We start from the raw sequence: 16,695 nt of genomic DNA, 5'->3' as shown, positions 1-16,695 counted from the left end.
CAAGACATCAAGGAGCATCATCATGGCAAAAGTAGGCTTTATCGGATTAGGTATCATGGGCGCGCCAATGGCGGACAATCTGCAACGCGGCGGCCACAAGCTATACCTGCATGACCAAAAAAATCCACCAGCAGCATTGATCGAAGGCGGCGCAACAGTCTGTACATCCGGCGCAGAAGTCGCCAAGCGCGCCGACATTATCATCGTCATGGTGCCAGACACCCCGCACGTTCAAGCGGTATTGTTCGACAAAAACGGCGTAGCAGAAGGCCTGAGCGCAGGCAAAGTGGTCATCGACATGAGTTCAATCTCACCCATCGCGACCAAAGAATTCGCCAAAAAAATCAACGCACTAGGCTGCGAATACCTGGATGCCCCCGTGTCCGGCGGCGAAGTAGGTGCCAAAGCCGCATCGCTGACAATCATGGTCGGCGGCTCGGAATCCACCTTCAATGACGTCAAACCATTATTCGAACTAATGGGTAAAAACATCACGCTAGTAGGCGGCAACGGCGACGGTCAAACCACAAAAGTAGCCAACCAAATCATTGTCGCCCTCAATATCCAGGCAGTCGCCGAAGCCCTGCTATTCGCCTCAAAAGCAGGTGCTGACCCAGCCCGGGTAAGACAAGCCCTCATGGGCGGCTTCGCTGCATCAAGAATTCTCGAAGTCCACGGCGAACGCATGGTGAAGCGCACCTTCAATCCAGGCTTCCGCATAGAGCTACATCAGAAAGACTTGAATTTAGCATTGCAAGGCGCAAAAGCCCTAGGCGTCTCATTACCCAACACTGCCATGGCACAAGAATTAATGAACACCTGCGCCGCCCACGGGATGAGCGGTCTAGACCATTCCGCCCTGTGCCGTGCAATTGAAATAATGTCAAATCACGAAATTGCCAAAGCATAAATTCAAAATAGGGCGCAAAATCGGGAACAATTAAACAAACCAATAACAAAAAAGACACCAAGGCTGCGCAGTTGACGTCAGGCGCAGCCACAGTTGAAGTTGTTCTTGAAGTGGTAGCTGCGGTCGCCTTTTCTTGGGTTACTTTCTTTTGGCGGGGGCGCCGAGCTGAAGCAAAAGAAAGTGACTGGCTGTCGGGCCACCCCCCGACAAAGCATCCACGGAGCACAAACCGTTTCAATAATCACCACCCAAACAAAACCCAATAACAACTCCCCCTCAAGGTCACCCAGAATGTCCACCCCACCATTCACCCCCCGCGATCTCCTTCTAAAAATGTACCAAAGCGCTGTAACCGCAGTCAGCGCCGAAAAATGCCTTCCCCCCTTCCTAGCAAAAATCACCCCGCCGACCAAAGGAAGAACCCTGGTAATAGGTGCAGGCAAAGGCGCCGCCGCCATGGCCAAAACAGTAGAAGACCACTGGCAAGGCGACATAACCGGATTAGTCGTAACCCGCTACGGCCACGGCGCAGATTGCAAGCGCATAGAAGTAGTCGAAGCCTCCCACCCAGTCCCGGACGAAGCAGGCCGCCAAGCCGCCTCCCGCATTCTGGAAATGGTGCAAGGACTAACCGAAGACGATCTGGTTTTGTGCCTGATCTCAGGCGGCGGCTCCGCATTGCTAGCCTTGCCAGCCCCAGGCCTGACGCTAGAACAAAAACAAGCCATCAACAAAGCCCTGCTAAAAAGCGGTGCAAACATTTTCGAAATGAACTGCGTCCGCAAACATTTATCCGCGATCAAAGGCGGTCGATTAGCATTGGCGTGCGCGCCTGCACGCGTTGTCACCCTAATGATCTCGGACATCCCGGGTGATGATCCCGGCATCATTGCCAGCGGCCCCACGCTAGCCGACCCAACGACCTGCGCCGACGCGCTAGCCGTCCTGAAAAAATACAAAATAACCATTCCAGAAGCAGTCTTGCAGCATCTGGAAACAGGTGCAGGTGAGAGCGCAAAACCCGGCGATCCCCGGCTGGCACGTAATCAACATTTTGTAATTGCGACTGCGCAAGATGCGTTGGACGCTGCGGCTGCTACGGCGACAGCAGCTGGGCTGACACCGTACATTTTGTCCGATGAAATGGAAGGTGAGGCACGGGATATCGGCTTGGCACATGCTGCTCTGGCGCGTCAGATTGCGCGCCGGGGGCAGCCGTTTAGCAAACCATGCGTGGTGATTTCTGGAGGAGAAACTACGGTTACTGTGCGTGGCAATGGACGTGGTGGGCGGAATGCGGAGTTTTTGCTTAGCCTTGCTGCCGCGCTGGATGGGTATCCTGAGATTTATGCGCTGGCTTGCGATACTGATGGGATTGATGGGTCTGAGGATAATGCCGGGGCGATTTATCAGCCGGATTCTATACGGCGGGCGGGGGAATTGGGTTTGTTGCCTAAGGTGATGTTGGATAACAATGATGGGTATGGGTTTTTTGATGCGTTGGGGGATTTGGTGGTTAGTGGGCCTACTCGGACTAATGTTAATGATTTTCGGGCTATGGTGATTTTGTAGAAGTTTGTTAGTGCGGGGGTATTGGGTTTTGATGCAGGGGGCTCCGTGGATGCTTGTCGGGGTAGCCCCACAGCTAGTCACTTTTTCTTGCTTCAGCGAGGCACCCCCGCAGAAAACGCAATCAAAAAGAAGGCGACCGCAGGTATCGCTGCCCTTCGGATTCCCAGATGTTCCAGCTGTTTGCCGGGTCGAGAAATCAACTCGCTTCGCTCAAACATGTTTCCCGACAAACCCCGTCAAACAGCTGAGACATTTGGCAGCGCTACATGACGGGGCAGATCAACTGCAACGTCAAAGTCCAAGTGGCTGCGCCTCCAAGTTCAAGAACAGCGTCAAAGGTGGCTGCGCCTGCTTCAAAGGCCACTTTGATTGCTTTTGCAACTGGTGTGATGTCGCGGAGTTATCTTAAATAATAGTGAGTTGGATTTAAAAAATGTTGTGCGGGATAAGATGTTCCGCTGACTTTTCAGTTTAATCCGTTTTGTAGTCCTCTAAAGAAAGTGTCCCATGCGACGTCAACGTAACGCAAAAATTGTAGCTACGCTCGGTCCAACCAGTTCTAGTCAGGAAATGATTCAGACTTTATTTGAAGCTGGTGCTGATGTATTTCGATTTAATTTTAGTCATGGTAGTCATGCGGACCATCAGGAACGTCATCGGATTGTGCGTGAAATTGAACGTTTGGTTGGGCGGCCTATTGCGATTTTGGCTGACTTGCAAGGACCTAAATTGCGGATCGGGCAGTTTGCTGAGGGTAAAGTAACGCTGCATGCCGGGCAGGAATTTGTGCTTGATCGCGATACTAGTCTGGGTAATACCCAGCGGGTTTGTTTGCCGCATCCTGAGTTGTTTGCGGTCATCACTGCGGGACAGTCTTTGCTGTTGGATGATGGGAAGTTGCGATTGCAGGTGCAGGATAGCGATGGGCAGCGGATTCGTACGCGGGTGGTGAATGGCGGTGTGCTGTCGGATCGCAAGGGGGTTAACGTGCCGGATGCGGTGTTGCCGATTCCTGCTTTGACTGAGAAAGATAAACGTGATCTGGCGTTTGCGCTTGAGTTGGGTGTGGATTGGGTTGCATTGTCGTTTGTGCAGCGGCCGGAGGATGTGCTGGAGGCTAAGGCATTGATTGGCGACCGCGCCTGGGTTTTGTCCAAGCTGGAAAAACCGGCTGCGCTGGATCAGCTTGATGCGATTGTTCAAGCGTCTGATGCGATCATGGTAGCGCGTGGCGATCTGGGTGTGGAGCTGCCGCCGGAGCGTGTGCCGGGTGTGCAAAAACGTATTTTGCGGGTGTGTCGTCAGCATGGAAAACCGATTGTTATCGCCACGCAGATGCTGGAATCGATGATCACTATGCCTGTTCCAACTCGGGCTGAGGCATCGGATGTTGCCAGTGCCATTTATGACGGTTCGGATGCGGTGATGTTGTCGGCTGAATCGGCTAGCGGTGCGTATCCGGTCGAGGCGGTAGAAATGATGAGTCGCATCATTGCTGAGGTGGAGCAAGATCCGCTTTACCGCAACATGCTGGATGCGCAACATCAAACGCCATTGCCGAATCGTGGCGATGCAATTTGTTCAGCGCTGCGTGATGTCACCCGTATTGTCGGGGCAAAAGCTACGGTGACTTATACAAGCTCTGGACATACTAGTTTACGTGCAGCGCGTGAACGTCCGATTGCACCGATCGTCAGCATCACGCCGAAGTTGGCAACCGCCCGGCGACTGGCGATGGTATGGGGCGTCCATTCAACGATCAGCGATCAGGTACATAACGAAAGCGAGATGGTAAAAGCCGCGTGTGAAACCGCATTCAAGGAAGGCTTCGCAGAAATCGGCGATCAAATTGCGATCACCGCTGGCATGCCGTTTGGTGAACCGGGTAGTACTAATCTGTTGCGATTAGCAGAAATCTGGCCGCAATAAAGGTAGGATTGAAGCAGGCCGACATAGGAACGCTATGACTTGCATTGATGGATTTAGCAGTCTAAGTTGATTGATCTTTCTTTGCGGGGCGAGGCCGATGTCGGAAGTAAAACAAACTTGCGTAGATCAGGCAATTTCCTGATCTACGAATTTTGAGATTGTATGTAAGGCCGGTATCAGAATATTGTCTGCGTATTGGCATCCGGTGCGCTCGACTTTCTTTTGTATGTTTTCTGGTGAATGACCACCCCCATTTCGAAGTGCTTCAAGCATTGGCGCGTAGCCCGGTTGCCATGCTTCCAGGGCGATAAATGAGTTTTTTAACGTTTGCAAAATCCCCATCCCCGCATAATCCAAATCACCCCAGAACCAACTCGACAAGTTGTTATCGCCGCCATCTTTGTATAACCAAGCAGCAAATTTCCCCGTTGCTGCGGATGATAAATCACCTTCTACCGAAAAATACAAGGAGCTGCCGGAACGTAACCGTAAGCGCTTCGCGCTGCCTTTGAATCCTGCCGCAAAGATGATCGCTAATCCAGAAAATCGTCCGTCAGCTTCTCTGATTGCTTGCTCAAAAGTGGTTTGGTTTTCTATAAACAGCACACTGTCATAGCCTTGCTTTGGCAAGAATACCTGTAACTGCACGGGCATTAATGGAAATGGACATTCTTCCAATCCCAGAATAATAGCGACCAGTTCTTGTCGCTTATCTAATATCTTCGATTTGGTCCAGAATAGTTCTGCTGAAACCTGTCTGAGAAGTAAAGGGGCGTTTGCTAACGCTGGCAACATGTTTAGCCGTTCCACGATTTCGTCCGCTGATCGATCGGAAATTTCGATCAAAGAACGTGCGACCTGCTGCTTGATATCATCTGATGCATGGAGTTTGTTACGCACCGCTTCGCGCCATAGTTCAGTAGCGCTGACGATTCTTTCAAGTCGTCCCGTCGCCTCGCGCAATCGTTCGATATGAAGATTTAGCAAGCGGGGCTTGCGTTCATAATCGGCTTCAGGCGAGGTTGACTTCGTTAGTTTGATCTCAAACCAACCTTGCTGCGCCAGCCAGGCAAGATGTGACCAAAGGATTTCTCTTTCGGTCTCAAACTCTGCAGCGAAGAAAGTCGGCCAACTTTTACTATCCAATTTAAAGGCGTGTGTTGACGGCTTTCCCTTCAGCACTTCGTCGTCCAGACGATTTACCAACTTATGCAGCAAGGCTTGCATAGCGGGTTTTTCTAGCCAAAGTGGCGCACTCAAGCGATACGCTCCGCCGCCTCAAATGTGATTTGCGCTTGCTCGCGTACTTGCGTACGACGCAATTCCCACAGTTCACGCAATTTGTCGGAGCGCAGTTCGCGTTCATCGGCTTCGGACACAAAACCGACTTCCCCATTGCCTTCCGCTTCGGTGCGGCTAAAGCTCCATTCGCGTGAAAATTCTGGCTTGATTGCACCAGCGTGTTTTGTTGGCATTGCGCAGATTAACTGCATGCCAAGATGATCGCGCAGGAATTTTAGTACGTCGCGTGCGCGTCCTTCATCCATTTTCGCGAACGATTCGTCGTTGACCAGCAGGCGCAGACTTGCGCCTTTTTCAAAGCGTTTCAGGCGGTTGGTGACAACGGCTGCGTGAATGATATAAGCCGGTGTTTCTAGCTGACCGCCAGAGCCGGTGCCCCATTCTGATAGGCGGACCTGCGCGCCGGTATCTGATTCTTTATAGATTTCGTAACGACGATAATTGCGATAGTCGGCTACGCGTTGCAATTCTTTGACGGCGCGATCTTCATCGTCCGATAGCAGTAATTGCACCAGGCGGTCACGCACGATACAGTTTTCCGGGCTTAGGTCGGTGGTGCCGAATAAGTCGCTGGAATCGTGTATTTCCGACATTTCAGATGTAGCGCAAAAGAAGTCGTAATAAGCTTTGAATTCCGGTATCCATTCGGACCAGTCGATGCGAAATTTGTCTGTGCCAAATTTGAGCTTATCGAGTTCGATATTCAGTGTGCGCAACGTGCGTACGCCGGTATCGACGGCGTTGCGGATTTCGTAGCAGAACTGCTTGGTGAAAACGTCGTTGAAAGACGATTCGGCGGTGCGTAATTGCGAGAGATTTTTGATCAGACCGATATCTTGCTGGCGCATCAACTGTTTGCGCACACTGGATTGCAGCGAGACCATCAATGGATACGTCGGCGAAAAATCGCCATCTCGGGCGTCGTCGGTGTGGGTTATTTCAAAGCGTTCATCGATACGTGCGTGGGTATGATATTCGCCCAAGGCATTGCGGACATCACCGTAGACTTGCCAGCTACGTAATTTTTGTTGCTCGACTTGTTTTGATCCTTGCGCCGCCGAATATTTTTTCTCGTCGATCCAGGTACTGATTTCATCGGTTATTGCCGTCAGCGACAAGCTGGCGTTGATCAGGCACAGATCGCGTAATTTGGCAGTGTCGATGTCCACTTTGGCTTGCTTGGCGGCCATTCCGGCGGTCACGTTCGTGACAAGGTTTTGTTGACTTTTTAGTGTATTTTCGTAACCGCCGATGGTTTTGTTGCAAGCAACTTTACGGTCATTGAGCGCTTTAATTTCGATGTTTAACGCTTCGGCTTCATCTTCGAGTTTGCTGACCTGACTTAAATCAAGTCGGCTTAAATCCTGACGCGCCGCATCGATGTCGCGCACTGAACGTTCCAGATCGCCGATAGCGACAAACGATGGACATTGTAGTTTGCCCATCAAGGCCAGCGCGCCTTGGAAGTCGCGTAGTTGCGTGCGGATTTGCGTCAATTCCCGTTCGGCGTCTGCGTGTTCCAGTTCAGCGCGTTGCTTGGCAAGTCGCTTGGCTTCCTGACCGAAAACCAGCGTTGCGGCCATGTCGATGGTGAACATGGTGCGGGAGCCGCTGCCTTTACCATCCTTAGTCAGGCCACGTGGCGTATCGCGCAAGGTCTCGGTATCGTTGACTTTGACTACCTGACCGAATTGTTCGTGCAAAAATGCGTGCGCGACGGGATGTTCTGCGCTGAGTTCATGCACGATCGAATCCGTAGGCGTGCGTTCTGTTTTTAGATGCTTTAGGCAGAAGCTGCCTTGAATAACGTGCGCACGTAGTTTGCGGTCACGGACAAAATTGATGGCTCTGGTTTCCCAATCCTGATCGACGACCAGATTGTAGCGTGCACCGCCCAGATAGCCTTCAATTGCCGGTTGCCATTCGGCGGACATCGGCTCAATCAGATCGCACAATACCTGCACCCGCGCTGCACCTAGTTCGGCGCGAAATTCTTTCAGTGCGTGGCGAATATGATGCGGATAGTCTGCGCCGCCTTCGGCTAGATTGGCCTTGCGGGAAGCGGCGTCTTTTTCGTGCCGCTGCGCATGCGTTTGGCTTTCGCCAAGGTGAGCGATTTGGGTATGCAACGCAGCGACGAAACTATTTTCGGTACCAGCCAGCGTGGCGTGCAACGTACGTAATGCGACATCGACACCAGCAAAATCACGTACCAGCAATAAGGCTTTTAGTACGTCAACTTCTTCCATCTGTGCCAGCGAATGAATACTTTCCAGCTGCTCTCCGATATCGAGTGCGTCGACAGCGGATAACGCTAATACAACTTGCCGTGCGGCGCGGACGATGTCGGTCTGTTCGGCGGGCAGTTGCATGCCAGCGACATTGCGTGCGGCATTTTCCAGTTGTTGTGCTGCCAGCGCGTTGCCATGCAAATTGTTAAAGATGGTCCTGATTTTGCTGTTGCAGTCGCTAATATCGTTGAGCAGACGCTTCTTTTGATCGGCGGCCGGTATCCCCATCATTTGGGCATGTATTTGCGTCAGGCTGCGGCCTTTGGCATTGCTATCATCCTCTAGTCGGTCGGCGGCGATACTTTCTTCTGCGATCAGGCTCGTGACGTTTTTTATCACATTCATCGCGACGTCTAGCTGACGCTGATCGTCGCGCAGTGCGAGCGAAGATACCAACAGTTGCGACTGGGTTGCCAACTCATGCGCACGGGCCGTTGCACTGACCGTCTTTGCCAGCGTATCGAGGCGTTTGACGTTATCTGTCAGGCGTTCGCCTTCTTTGCGTAAGGCGTTAACATCGCGCATCAACTTGCTGATGTCGCCAATCCGCTTGTTTAAGTCGGATGTATCTAGCTCCAGAATTTGATGTTTGACCAGATCGTTCACACTGCCGATTGGCCTGTGTGCAATCGATTGACTCCACGCTTTGGCAGCGCTTTCAGCTTCGTTGAACGAGACCGATTTTTGCCCACGAAAGCGGCCGTAAAGTTGGCATAGATATTCGCGTTTGCTGTCACGGAAGTTGATCACGTTGCGATATCTGGCGGCTAGATGATGTTCGATTTTTTCGACGGCGACGACGTGCATACCGCCATCCAATTCACGTGAAGTCAGATCATCCAGACGCAGCGCGACATCGTCAATGATGAGTAATACCATGCGTTCGGTGACCGCATTGCGACGTTCGCCTGTGCCGTCAACGCGGGCAGCAGCAGCGACCAGCGCGGTAAAAGTTTTGCCTTCTTCGCCTTCGCTAGGCTGGAATACGGCGGCGATATAACCATGCGCGCTAGGGCGTGCATATAAGTTGTCTTCGGCACCGACAATGTAAGAGGCGAGGGTACGTTTAGTCTTGCCGTTACGGGTGCTTTGGCTGCTTTCGTCCTGCCCCGGATTGTAGCTAAAAATGTTTTGATAGACCGCTGTCATCACCGTTTGCAGCGCATCCAGCATGGTCGATTTGCCAGAACCGGTGGGGCCGGTCAGCAGCGTCATGTTGCCCATTGGATATTCTTGCGTGGTCAACGCGCCCCAGTTCACCAGGATTAATTTTTCCAGCTTCATTCAGACTATCCTTGTTGTTCTTCGGTGATGATGGCTTGCGCTGCTGTTTGCTCGAGTATTTGCTCAGCTTCAGTTACATCAGTTACATCAGCTACATCGTCGATATTTTCTGCATTTTCTATATATTCTGCATCTGCATCTTCCGTTGCAGTTTGCGGCATCAACGGTTGCTCGGCGTCTAGCGCGGCTTCCAGCATATCGTCGCTAATGATGCCTAATATCGTCGGACGAATTGCCAGCAATGCATCTTCGTCATCCATGCTGAAAGTGGCGGCGACGCGTATCAATCGGTGACGCTTTAGGTCGCTTAACAGGCGTTGCCGCTCTACCGAATTTGCCGGTAATGCGCGCTTTAACTGAGTTTGTAAGGTCGCTGATAATTCTTCAAAGCGGATCAATACTTCGCCCGCATCGGTCAGGCGATTGCCGCCTTCCGACAATCCTTGTTGATACTGAAAACGTAAGGTGAGGGCTGCGGCAACGAAGTCTGGCGACAAGCGCGCACGCAGGCCCGGCACTGGTTCCATGCCATCGTCTTGCAGACCCGGCACGTCTGCCCCCGGTGCATATAGACGAAAGAATTCGCTTTTTACATTGTGCTCCAGACGAAATCCGCCGAGCTGGAAGTATTCGCGCAAACAGGTTTCGATACGCCGTGCGTCATCGTAAAGACGTTGTTCGACGTTATCTTCTTCGCGGACGACGATGCCAACGGAAAACAGACGACCGACGATATCGCGGAAGCGTTCCGGTGGCGTATTGTGCAAGCGCAATTGCGCTTCTAAGGCTTCGTGCAGGTTCATTTTTTCATTTCTATTTGATAGTCATCACCGGCGTAAAAGTCGTTCCACAATTTATTCGGCAACTTGGTGATCTTCAGCGACGGATCACGCGCGCCGCGTATAGCTTCTACCATTTGCATATTGTTGAGGACATCGGTGGTGGTGGCTGTTGGCAGCGATGACAGGCGGATCGGGCGGTCACGCAGGCGCAATTCGGCGCGGATACGTTGCACGACGTCGTCGTTCGATAACGCAAAAGCATCTGCTTCGGCACGATATAGCGCTGCTGCCAGACGCGCATCGCGTGATACTTTTGGCTGCGCTGTGACGGTCAGGGCTTTACGACGTTGTGAGATGGTCCGCAACTTGAAGGTTGCCGGATCAAGCAGCCGTATTTCAGCTGGCGCCAGCGTCTGACCGATGCGCGCTAACAAGGCGTTTTGTGCATCACCACTCAAACTGGCAGTTTTGGCGATGGCGGCGGTGTAGGCCTGACGGGTTTGGCCGCCACGCAACATCAGCGCTTGCTGGACGATGCTGGCGGCGCGTTGCATGTACACGCTCATGGCTTTGATCAGCTCAGGATGTTTGGTGGTGCAGGCAGCTTCGACCATTTCTTCGATACGTTCCAGCATCCAGTCGACCGTCGATGCGCCAACCCGTTCTTGCATCGCCCAGCGTGCGATATCGTTGAGCTGCGCCTCTAAAGCGCGGGATTTTGCGTCATCCAGACTATGCAATTGTGCAATCACATCCCGAATCGCCTGACGATGGCGTTCGATGCTGTCAGCCGTAAGTTGCTTTTTGAATTCCTTTTCAAAACGATCAAGGAATTCCATGAAGTTATCCCACGGCGTTTGCGATGCTTCCAGCATCAATCGGCGTACCAGCTCCTGAAAGTAATCCACGCCTTCTGAGATATCGCTGATGATTTTTTCTGCATATTCGTAAGCATCGACTAAATCATAGGCGTCGATGTTGCGCAAAGCGGCATTCAGCGCGTTCCGGCAACTGCGGACATTGCGTTGGCGGGTACGGGCGCTACGGCGGTCAAGTGCCCAGAAGGCCTCGGCAAATAGTTTGCCAGCGCGGGAAAAACGGTAAGCCGTTACAAGGCCAGCACGGTCGCCGAAGGTTTCCAGCCAGCCATCGCTATGCAGGGCGCGCACGACCGCGCTGGTGCTTTGCTGATCGTCGGCATTGTCGGGAATCAGACTTGGTAACGTGGACTCGTCCTCGCTATCGGCTTCGTCTTGCCGGGCTTGTGCCAATAAATGTCGCGCATCTTGTACCACCGGCAATAAAAGATCGCGCAAGCTGTCGCGCGTCAGGTTTTGGCCGTAGTCGGCGCTGGGGCCGTGCAGGCGCTCGTACAAGGTACGCAAACAGGCGACGACGACTGTACGGTGCTTGCCTGCGATGGGTCTGAAAAAATTGAGTCGATCTGATTCAAAAAACAAGAGTGGTGCCTGCGGAAAATTGCGAAAACAAGAATATATAGCTTTCGCCCTTTTGATGGGCAAATTTTTACTGCCTTAGAAGGCGCAATTGTCGTTTGAGTGGTGAGAGTATGAAAGGGTGAAGTGGTGCAAATTTAGCAATAAAAAGTGAGGCAAAGCGATAACCGCCTTGGCTCACCGCAGAAATTTAGCGCGCAGCTTCTGCTAATTCCCTAGCTAATGTATTGTGTCTTTCGAGCACATTACCTAAATCGATCGTCGTCAATTGACCTTCGCGTACCACAATCCGACCATTAATGATGCTATAGGCAACATCAGACGGCGTGCAGAATACCAGTGCTGCGACCGGATCGTGCCATGCACCGGCAAAGCGCACCTGATTCAGATTAAACATCACCAGATCGGCTGACATGCCGGGTTTGAGTGCGCCGATATCATCCCGATTCAAGACTTTAGCGCCGCCCAGTGTCGCAATTTCCAATGCTTGGCGTGCGGTCATGGCATCTGGTCCAAAACCGACCCGTTGCAGCAGCATGGCTTGCCGTGTTTCGCCGAGCATGTGCGCGCCGTCATTCGAGGCTGAACCGTCAACGCCTAAGCCGACAGTGACGCCGGCGTCGATCATTTTGCGGATAGGTGCAATCCCGGATGCCAGCCGCATGTTGGAGCATGGGCAATGCGCAATCCCGGTGCCGGTGCGGCCAAACATATAAATGCCATCGTCATCAAGCTGGACGCAATGCGCGTGCCAGACATCGTGCCCGACCCAGCCGCAATCTTCGGCATATTCGGCTGGCGTCATGTTAAATTTTTCACGACTGTAGGCGATATCGTTGACGTTTTCGGCCAGATGCGTATGCAGGGAGACGCCATGATGGCGGGCTAGCACGGCTGATTCGCGCATCAGATCGCGCGATACAGAAAATGGCGAGCAGGGCGCGACGACGATGCGCTGCATGGCGTGACGTTGTGCGTCGTGATAGGTCTCAATCAGGCGCTGGGTATCTTTGAGGATCGCGGCTTCCTCTTCGACAACGCTATCTGGTGGCAGACCGCCCTTGGATTGGCCGACGCTCATCGCACCGCGTGCTGCATGGAAGCGCATGCCGATATTGCTAGCGGCTTCGATGCTGTCGTCGAGCTTGCAGCCGTTCGGATAAATATATAAATGGTCGCTGCTGGTGGTGCAGCCCGACAGGATCAATTCTGCCATCGCCGTCAGCGTGGAGACTTGTATCATTTCCGGCGTCAAATTGGCCCAGATCGGGTACAGATTGGTTAGCCAGTTAAATAGCTCACCATTTTGTGCCGCAGGAATCACGCGGGTCAGACTTTGATACATGTGGTGATGGGTATTCACCAGACCGGGGATCACGACATGATTGCTGGCATCGATGACTTCATCGGCTGTGCCCGGCAAATCGGCGCTGTTGCCGACTTGTTCGATGACGTTGTCGCGGATGAACACTGCACCATTACTGATTTCACGACGTTGGTCATCCATGGTGACCAACACGCGGGCGTTCTTGATGAGTAAGGTTTTGGACATGGTTTACTGACTATAAAAGGACATGCGCCAGACGGATTTTATGTCAATCCGGCTGACGTAATATCCGGCTCTGGTTCAGGACTTTGGGATAAAGTTGCGCAGGAAATCCAGCAAGATTTGCGCAGATACTTCAGCGTCGTCGGCGGTCATTGTCTCCATTGGATTGTGACTGATGCCGCCATTGCCGCAGCGGGTGAATAACATCGCAACGTCGGTTGCTTTGGCAATCGCCATGGCGTCGTGTCCCGCGCCGGATGCCAGCATGAAGGGACGTACACCGGCGCGTTCGGTGGCGGCTGTCAGCTGCGCCATCAGCCACGGTGCGCAAGGGACTGCTGACGCAGAAACCATTTTTTCAACGCTGCTTTCTACGAAGCGACGTTCGCAGACGGCGTCGATAAATGCCAGCACATCATTCACCGCCGCGTCGCGGATTGCATCATCGGCAGCGCGGATATCTAATGAAAACAGGCAAGCGCCGGGGATGACGTTGGTAGAGCCGTTGGGTACTTGTAATTGGCCGACGGTGCCGACTAGTGAGGCCTGTTGATCTTGGGCGCAGCGTTGCTCGACATACAGCACAATCTCGGCAGCGGCGGTGGCAGCGTCTTTGCGCATCGTCATCGGTGTCGTGCCGGAATGGCTGGCGACGCCTTTTAGCTGCACCAAGTAACGGCAACTTCCGGCAATAGAGGTGACGATGCCGACTGGCAGATCGCGTTGCAACAGCACCGGTCCTTGCTCAATGTGGACTTCGACATAGCCCAGTAAGTCATCTGGGTTACGTGCTAACGATGGAATCAGGGAGACGTCATGTCCTGCACTTTCAAGTGCGGCACGCATGCTGATCCCATCGCGATCCAGATTGTCTAATAGGGTCATGTCGAACTGACCGATGACGGCGTTGCTGCCGAGAAAGGTACTCTTGAAGCGCACGCCTTCTTCTTCTGAAAATCCGATAACTTCCAGATGGAACGGCAGTTTTTCGCCGTGTTCGTGCAGGTGTTTGATGATCGCGATGGGCAGCAAAATGCCTTCGCGCCCATCGTATTTACCACCGTTGCGCACGGTGTCGTAATGCGAACCGGTGATCAGTGTTTTGGCGTGCGGATTGTCGGACAGATAGCGACCAACCACGTTGCCGACGGCATCGATACCGGCGGTCATACCCGCTTCGCGCATCCAGTCGGCGATTTGTGCTGCTGTGCGGCGGTGGGCGTCGGTCATGTAGGCGCAGGTCAGGCCGCTGTCGTCATCGCTCCATGCGCCGATGATTTCGGCCCAGCGCATGACGGTTGCGCCCAGTGTCGGTGTATAGCCTAGCAAATCGTTGGTGCGCATTTCGGCGATTCTGCCGATCTGGCGCAGCGCTTCGGCTTGCTCGTCGGCAACTTGATTTTTTAGACGACGGCTGAAGGCGGCGATGATGGCGCTGCGCGATAAGCCTTGTCCATCGGCACCCTTGACAGCCAGGATGAACGGGAACGTGAATTTGGTGTTGTAGGCGGCGTTTAATTCTTGCAGTCTGGCGAATTCTTCCGCGCTGCAATTGTTGAGTCCGGCTGTGGCTTGTTCGCCAGTGGACTCCGCTGTTAACTGGCCGGAGATCGCGGCTTTGCCCGCCAGCTCGGGATGGGCGCGAATCAGGCCGAGCTGCTCTTCATTGCTGGCGTTGCGGACGATATCTTGCATCGCCAATTTGAGCTTGGTAATGTTTGAAAAAGGCCGTTCTAGCGCAGCGCGTTCAGGTATCCATGGAGAATGCTCGTAAATGCCGTGCAGAGTGGCGACGAAGCTATTGGCGTCGCAACCGTTGAGTTGTTCCAGAGTGGTCATGGTCTGTGTCGGCGCGTCCCACGCGCCTGCTCCTTAAGTGAAATCATTGACGGGTGGGACCCGTTTATTGACCGTTGCTGCCAGGGTTTAATGATCCGAACTTTGCGCAGCTGCCACAGCATAGTCGCGGGCGCTGTTTGCATTGCCTGCACCATTAAAGAATAGATTTAACAATACTGCCATGGCGGATGCCAGCAGGATACCGCTGTGCAGAATCGTGGATAAAAAGGCGGGCATTTGGTTGAAAAAGGTGGGGGCGACGATGGGGATCATGCCTGCGCCAATACTGACGGCGACGATGAACAGATTATTCCGATTGCCGACGAAATCGACTTTGGCAAGAATCTTGATACCGGTTGCAGCCACCATGCCGAACATTACCAAACCAGCGCCGCCAAGGACAAATTGTGGAATCGAAGCTGCGACGCTCGCCATTTTTGGGAATAGACCGAATGCCATCAGAATCACGCCAGCGGCAGCGCAGACATAGCGACTACGCACGCCAGTGACGCCGACCAGACCGATATTTTGAGAGAACGAAGTATAGGGAAAAGTGTTGAAAATACCGCCAATGATGGAACCAAGACCATCTACACGCAAGCCACGCGCTAAGGTTTTGTCGTCGACTTTTTTGCCAACGATCTCACCCAGCGCAATGAACATTCCGGTGGATTCAATCATGGTGACGATCATGACCAGACACAGGCTGATGATGGAGCCAAGATCGAATTTTGGCCAGCCATAGTGAAATGGCTTAATCAGCGCGAACCAGTCTGCATCGCCCAGACCATAAAAGCTGATTTTTCCCATCGTTAAGGCGATTAAAAAGCCGATAACCATGCCGATCAGGACTGAAATATTGGCGATAAAACCTTTGAGGTATTTTGTGATGAGCAGAATCGAGACTAAGACAATCAGCGCAATTCCCAGACTAGTCGGTGAGCCGTAGTCGGGATTGGGGATTTTGATAAAGACGCCGTCGACCAGTTTGCCGATTACAGGTTGGCCGCCCGCCGCCCAGTTTATACCGATCCCCATTAGCGAAATCCCGATAACGGTAATCACGGTGCCGGTCACGACTGGCGGGAAAAATCGCATCATGCGACTCATGTAGGGCGCTGCGAACATACAAAAGAAGCCGGAGACGATCACCGCACCGTAAATGTGCACGATGCTGAGGTCGGGATTGCCTGCCATGGCGACCATGGGCCCCACAGCCGCGAAGGTGACGCCCATCATTACCGGCATTCTGATACCGAATTTCCAGAAACCAAGACTTTGAATCAGCGTCACCAGTCCGCAGCAAAAAAGGTCGGCGCTGATCAGAAAGGCGATATCACTTTTGGCCAGATGGAGCGCGCCGCCGACTATCAATGGCACCGCAATCGCGCCCGCGTACATGACCAGCACGTGCTGCATGCCGAGTGCGGTGAGTTTGCTTATCGGCAGTTTTTCGTCTACAGGATCGGTGGTAGTGGTCATGGTTGTCTCCAGGTTCTCGGATTTTTTTGAGTTTGTTTTGTGGTACACAAATAGTGCAAGAATGCTGCAAAACATAATGCAAAGTACGTTGCAAACGACGCTGCAAAAAGTGTTGCAAAAGGTGTTGCAAGATTCACGCCAAGTAATTGCCGGATGGCTTTGTTGTTATCGGCGATGCTGCGCTTATTGTGTGGTCCGATACTATAGGGTTCCTTCGAGTGTGATATACGCAGGAATTGATAGTTGATTTCAGTATGTGAATATATGGGGCCGAAATGCGTCTATCGCTATTAGCGTC

The 16,695-nt window shown here is 52.8% G+C and carries 9 protein-coding genes and 1 pseudogene; 3 read left to right on the top strand and 7 right to left on the bottom strand.

All coding sequences use genetic code 11. From position 1 onward, the window contains the following. Nucleotides 1-4 precede the first annotated feature (4 nt). The 3 genes and pseudogenes from C7W93_RS13770 to pyk form a co-directional block, all read left to right on the top strand. Nucleotides 5-910 (top strand): annotated as a pseudogene (locus C7W93_RS13770) (2-hydroxy-3-oxopropionate reductase); the annotation flags it as partial. Nucleotides 911-1,201: 291 nt separating this feature from the next. After that, nucleotides 1,202-2,482, top strand: a complete 1,281-nt coding sequence (locus C7W93_RS13765) for a glycerate kinase (protein ID WP_108440779.1) — start codon at nucleotides 1,202-1,204, stop codon at nucleotides 2,480-2,482. Between the two features lie 507 nt (nucleotides 2,483-2,989). Further along, nucleotides 2,990-4,411, top strand: a complete 1,422-nt coding sequence (pyk, locus tag C7W93_RS13760; protein ID WP_108440778.1) for a pyruvate kinase — start codon at nucleotides 2,990-2,992, stop codon at nucleotides 4,409-4,411. Nucleotides 4,412-4,537: 126 nt separating this feature from the next. On the opposite strand, the gene C7W93_RS25105 is transcribed toward pyk, so the two are convergent. From C7W93_RS25105 to C7W93_RS13725, 7 genes are all read right to left on the bottom strand, one after another. Beyond that, a complete protein-coding gene (locus C7W93_RS25105; protein ID WP_225869886.1) occupies nucleotides 4,538-5,671 on the bottom strand; it encodes a hypothetical protein in 1,134 nt (377 codons plus the stop codon). Further along, nucleotides 5,668-9,288, bottom strand: coding sequence for an ATP-binding protein (locus C7W93_RS13750; protein WP_108440777.1), 3,621 nt, complete (start codon nucleotides 9,286-9,288; stop codon nucleotides 5,668-5,670). The genes C7W93_RS25105 and C7W93_RS13750 overlap by 4 nt, the downstream gene beginning before the upstream one ends. Before the next feature lie 5 nt (nucleotides 9,289-9,293). After that, nucleotides 9,294-10,091 carry a DUF4194 domain-containing protein gene (locus tag C7W93_RS13745; RefSeq protein ID WP_108440776.1) on the bottom strand — a complete coding sequence of 266 codons (798 nt, stop codon included), beginning with the start codon at nucleotides 10,089-10,091 and terminating at the stop codon, nucleotides 9,294-9,296. Further along, complete coding sequence (locus tag C7W93_RS13740) at nucleotides 10,088-11,530, bottom strand: Wadjet anti-phage system protein JetA family protein (protein ID WP_108440775.1); 1,443 nt, start codon at nucleotides 11,528-11,530, stop codon at nucleotides 10,088-10,090. Before C7W93_RS13740 ends, C7W93_RS13745 begins: the two co-directional genes overlap by 4 nt. A gap of 187 nt (nucleotides 11,531-11,717) precedes the next feature. Then, on the bottom strand, nucleotides 11,718-13,079 hold the full coding sequence (locus C7W93_RS13735) for an 8-oxoguanine deaminase (protein ID WP_108440774.1): 1,362 nt from the start codon (nucleotides 13,077-13,079) through the stop codon (nucleotides 11,718-11,720). A gap of 75 nt (nucleotides 13,080-13,154) precedes the next feature. Beyond that, a complete protein-coding gene (locus C7W93_RS13730; protein ID WP_108440773.1) occupies nucleotides 13,155-14,915 on the bottom strand; it encodes an allantoate amidohydrolase in 1,761 nt (586 codons plus the stop codon). An 87-nt stretch (nucleotides 14,916-15,002) separates the two neighbouring features. Beyond that, nucleotides 15,003-16,397 (bottom strand): nucleobase:cation symporter-2 family protein, encoded by a 1,395-nt coding sequence (locus tag C7W93_RS13725; protein WP_108440772.1) that lies wholly within the window; start codon nucleotides 16,395-16,397, stop codon nucleotides 15,003-15,005. Between the last annotated feature and the right edge of the window lie 298 nt (nucleotides 16,398-16,695).

The sequence above is a fragment of the Glaciimonas sp. PCH181 genome, from assembly GCF_003056055.1.
Lineage (GTDB): Bacteria > Pseudomonadota > Gammaproteobacteria > Burkholderiales > Burkholderiaceae_D > Glaciimonas.
This window is presented reverse-complemented; position numbering and strand designations above follow the sequence as displayed.

Bases quoted from the DNA above. Each gene is read 5' to 3' on its own strand.
- C7W93_RS13765 (WP_108440779.1), top strand. From the start codon at position 1,202: ATGTCCACCCCACCATTCACCCCCCGCGATCTCCTTCTAAAAATGTAC.
- pyk (WP_108440778.1), top strand. From the start codon at position 2,990: ATGCGACGTCAACGTAACGCAAAAATTGTAGCTACGCTCGGTCCAACC.
- C7W93_RS13750 (WP_108440777.1), bottom strand. From the start codon at position 9,288: ATGAAGCTGGAAAAATTAATCCTGGTGAACTGGGGCGCGTTGACCACG.
- C7W93_RS13745 (WP_108440776.1), bottom strand. From the start codon at position 10,091: ATGAACCTGCACGAAGCCTTAGAAGCGCAATTGCGCTTGCACAATACG.
- C7W93_RS13735 (WP_108440774.1), bottom strand. From the start codon at position 13,079: ATGTCCAAAACCTTACTCATCAAGAACGCCCGCGTGTTGGTCACCATG.
- C7W93_RS13730 (WP_108440773.1), bottom strand. From the start codon at position 14,915: ATGACCACTCTGGAACAACTCAACGGTTGCGACGCCAATAGCTTCGTC.
- C7W93_RS13725 (WP_108440772.1), bottom strand. From the start codon at position 16,397: ATGACCACTACCACCGATCCTGTAGACGAAAAACTGCCGATAAGCAAA.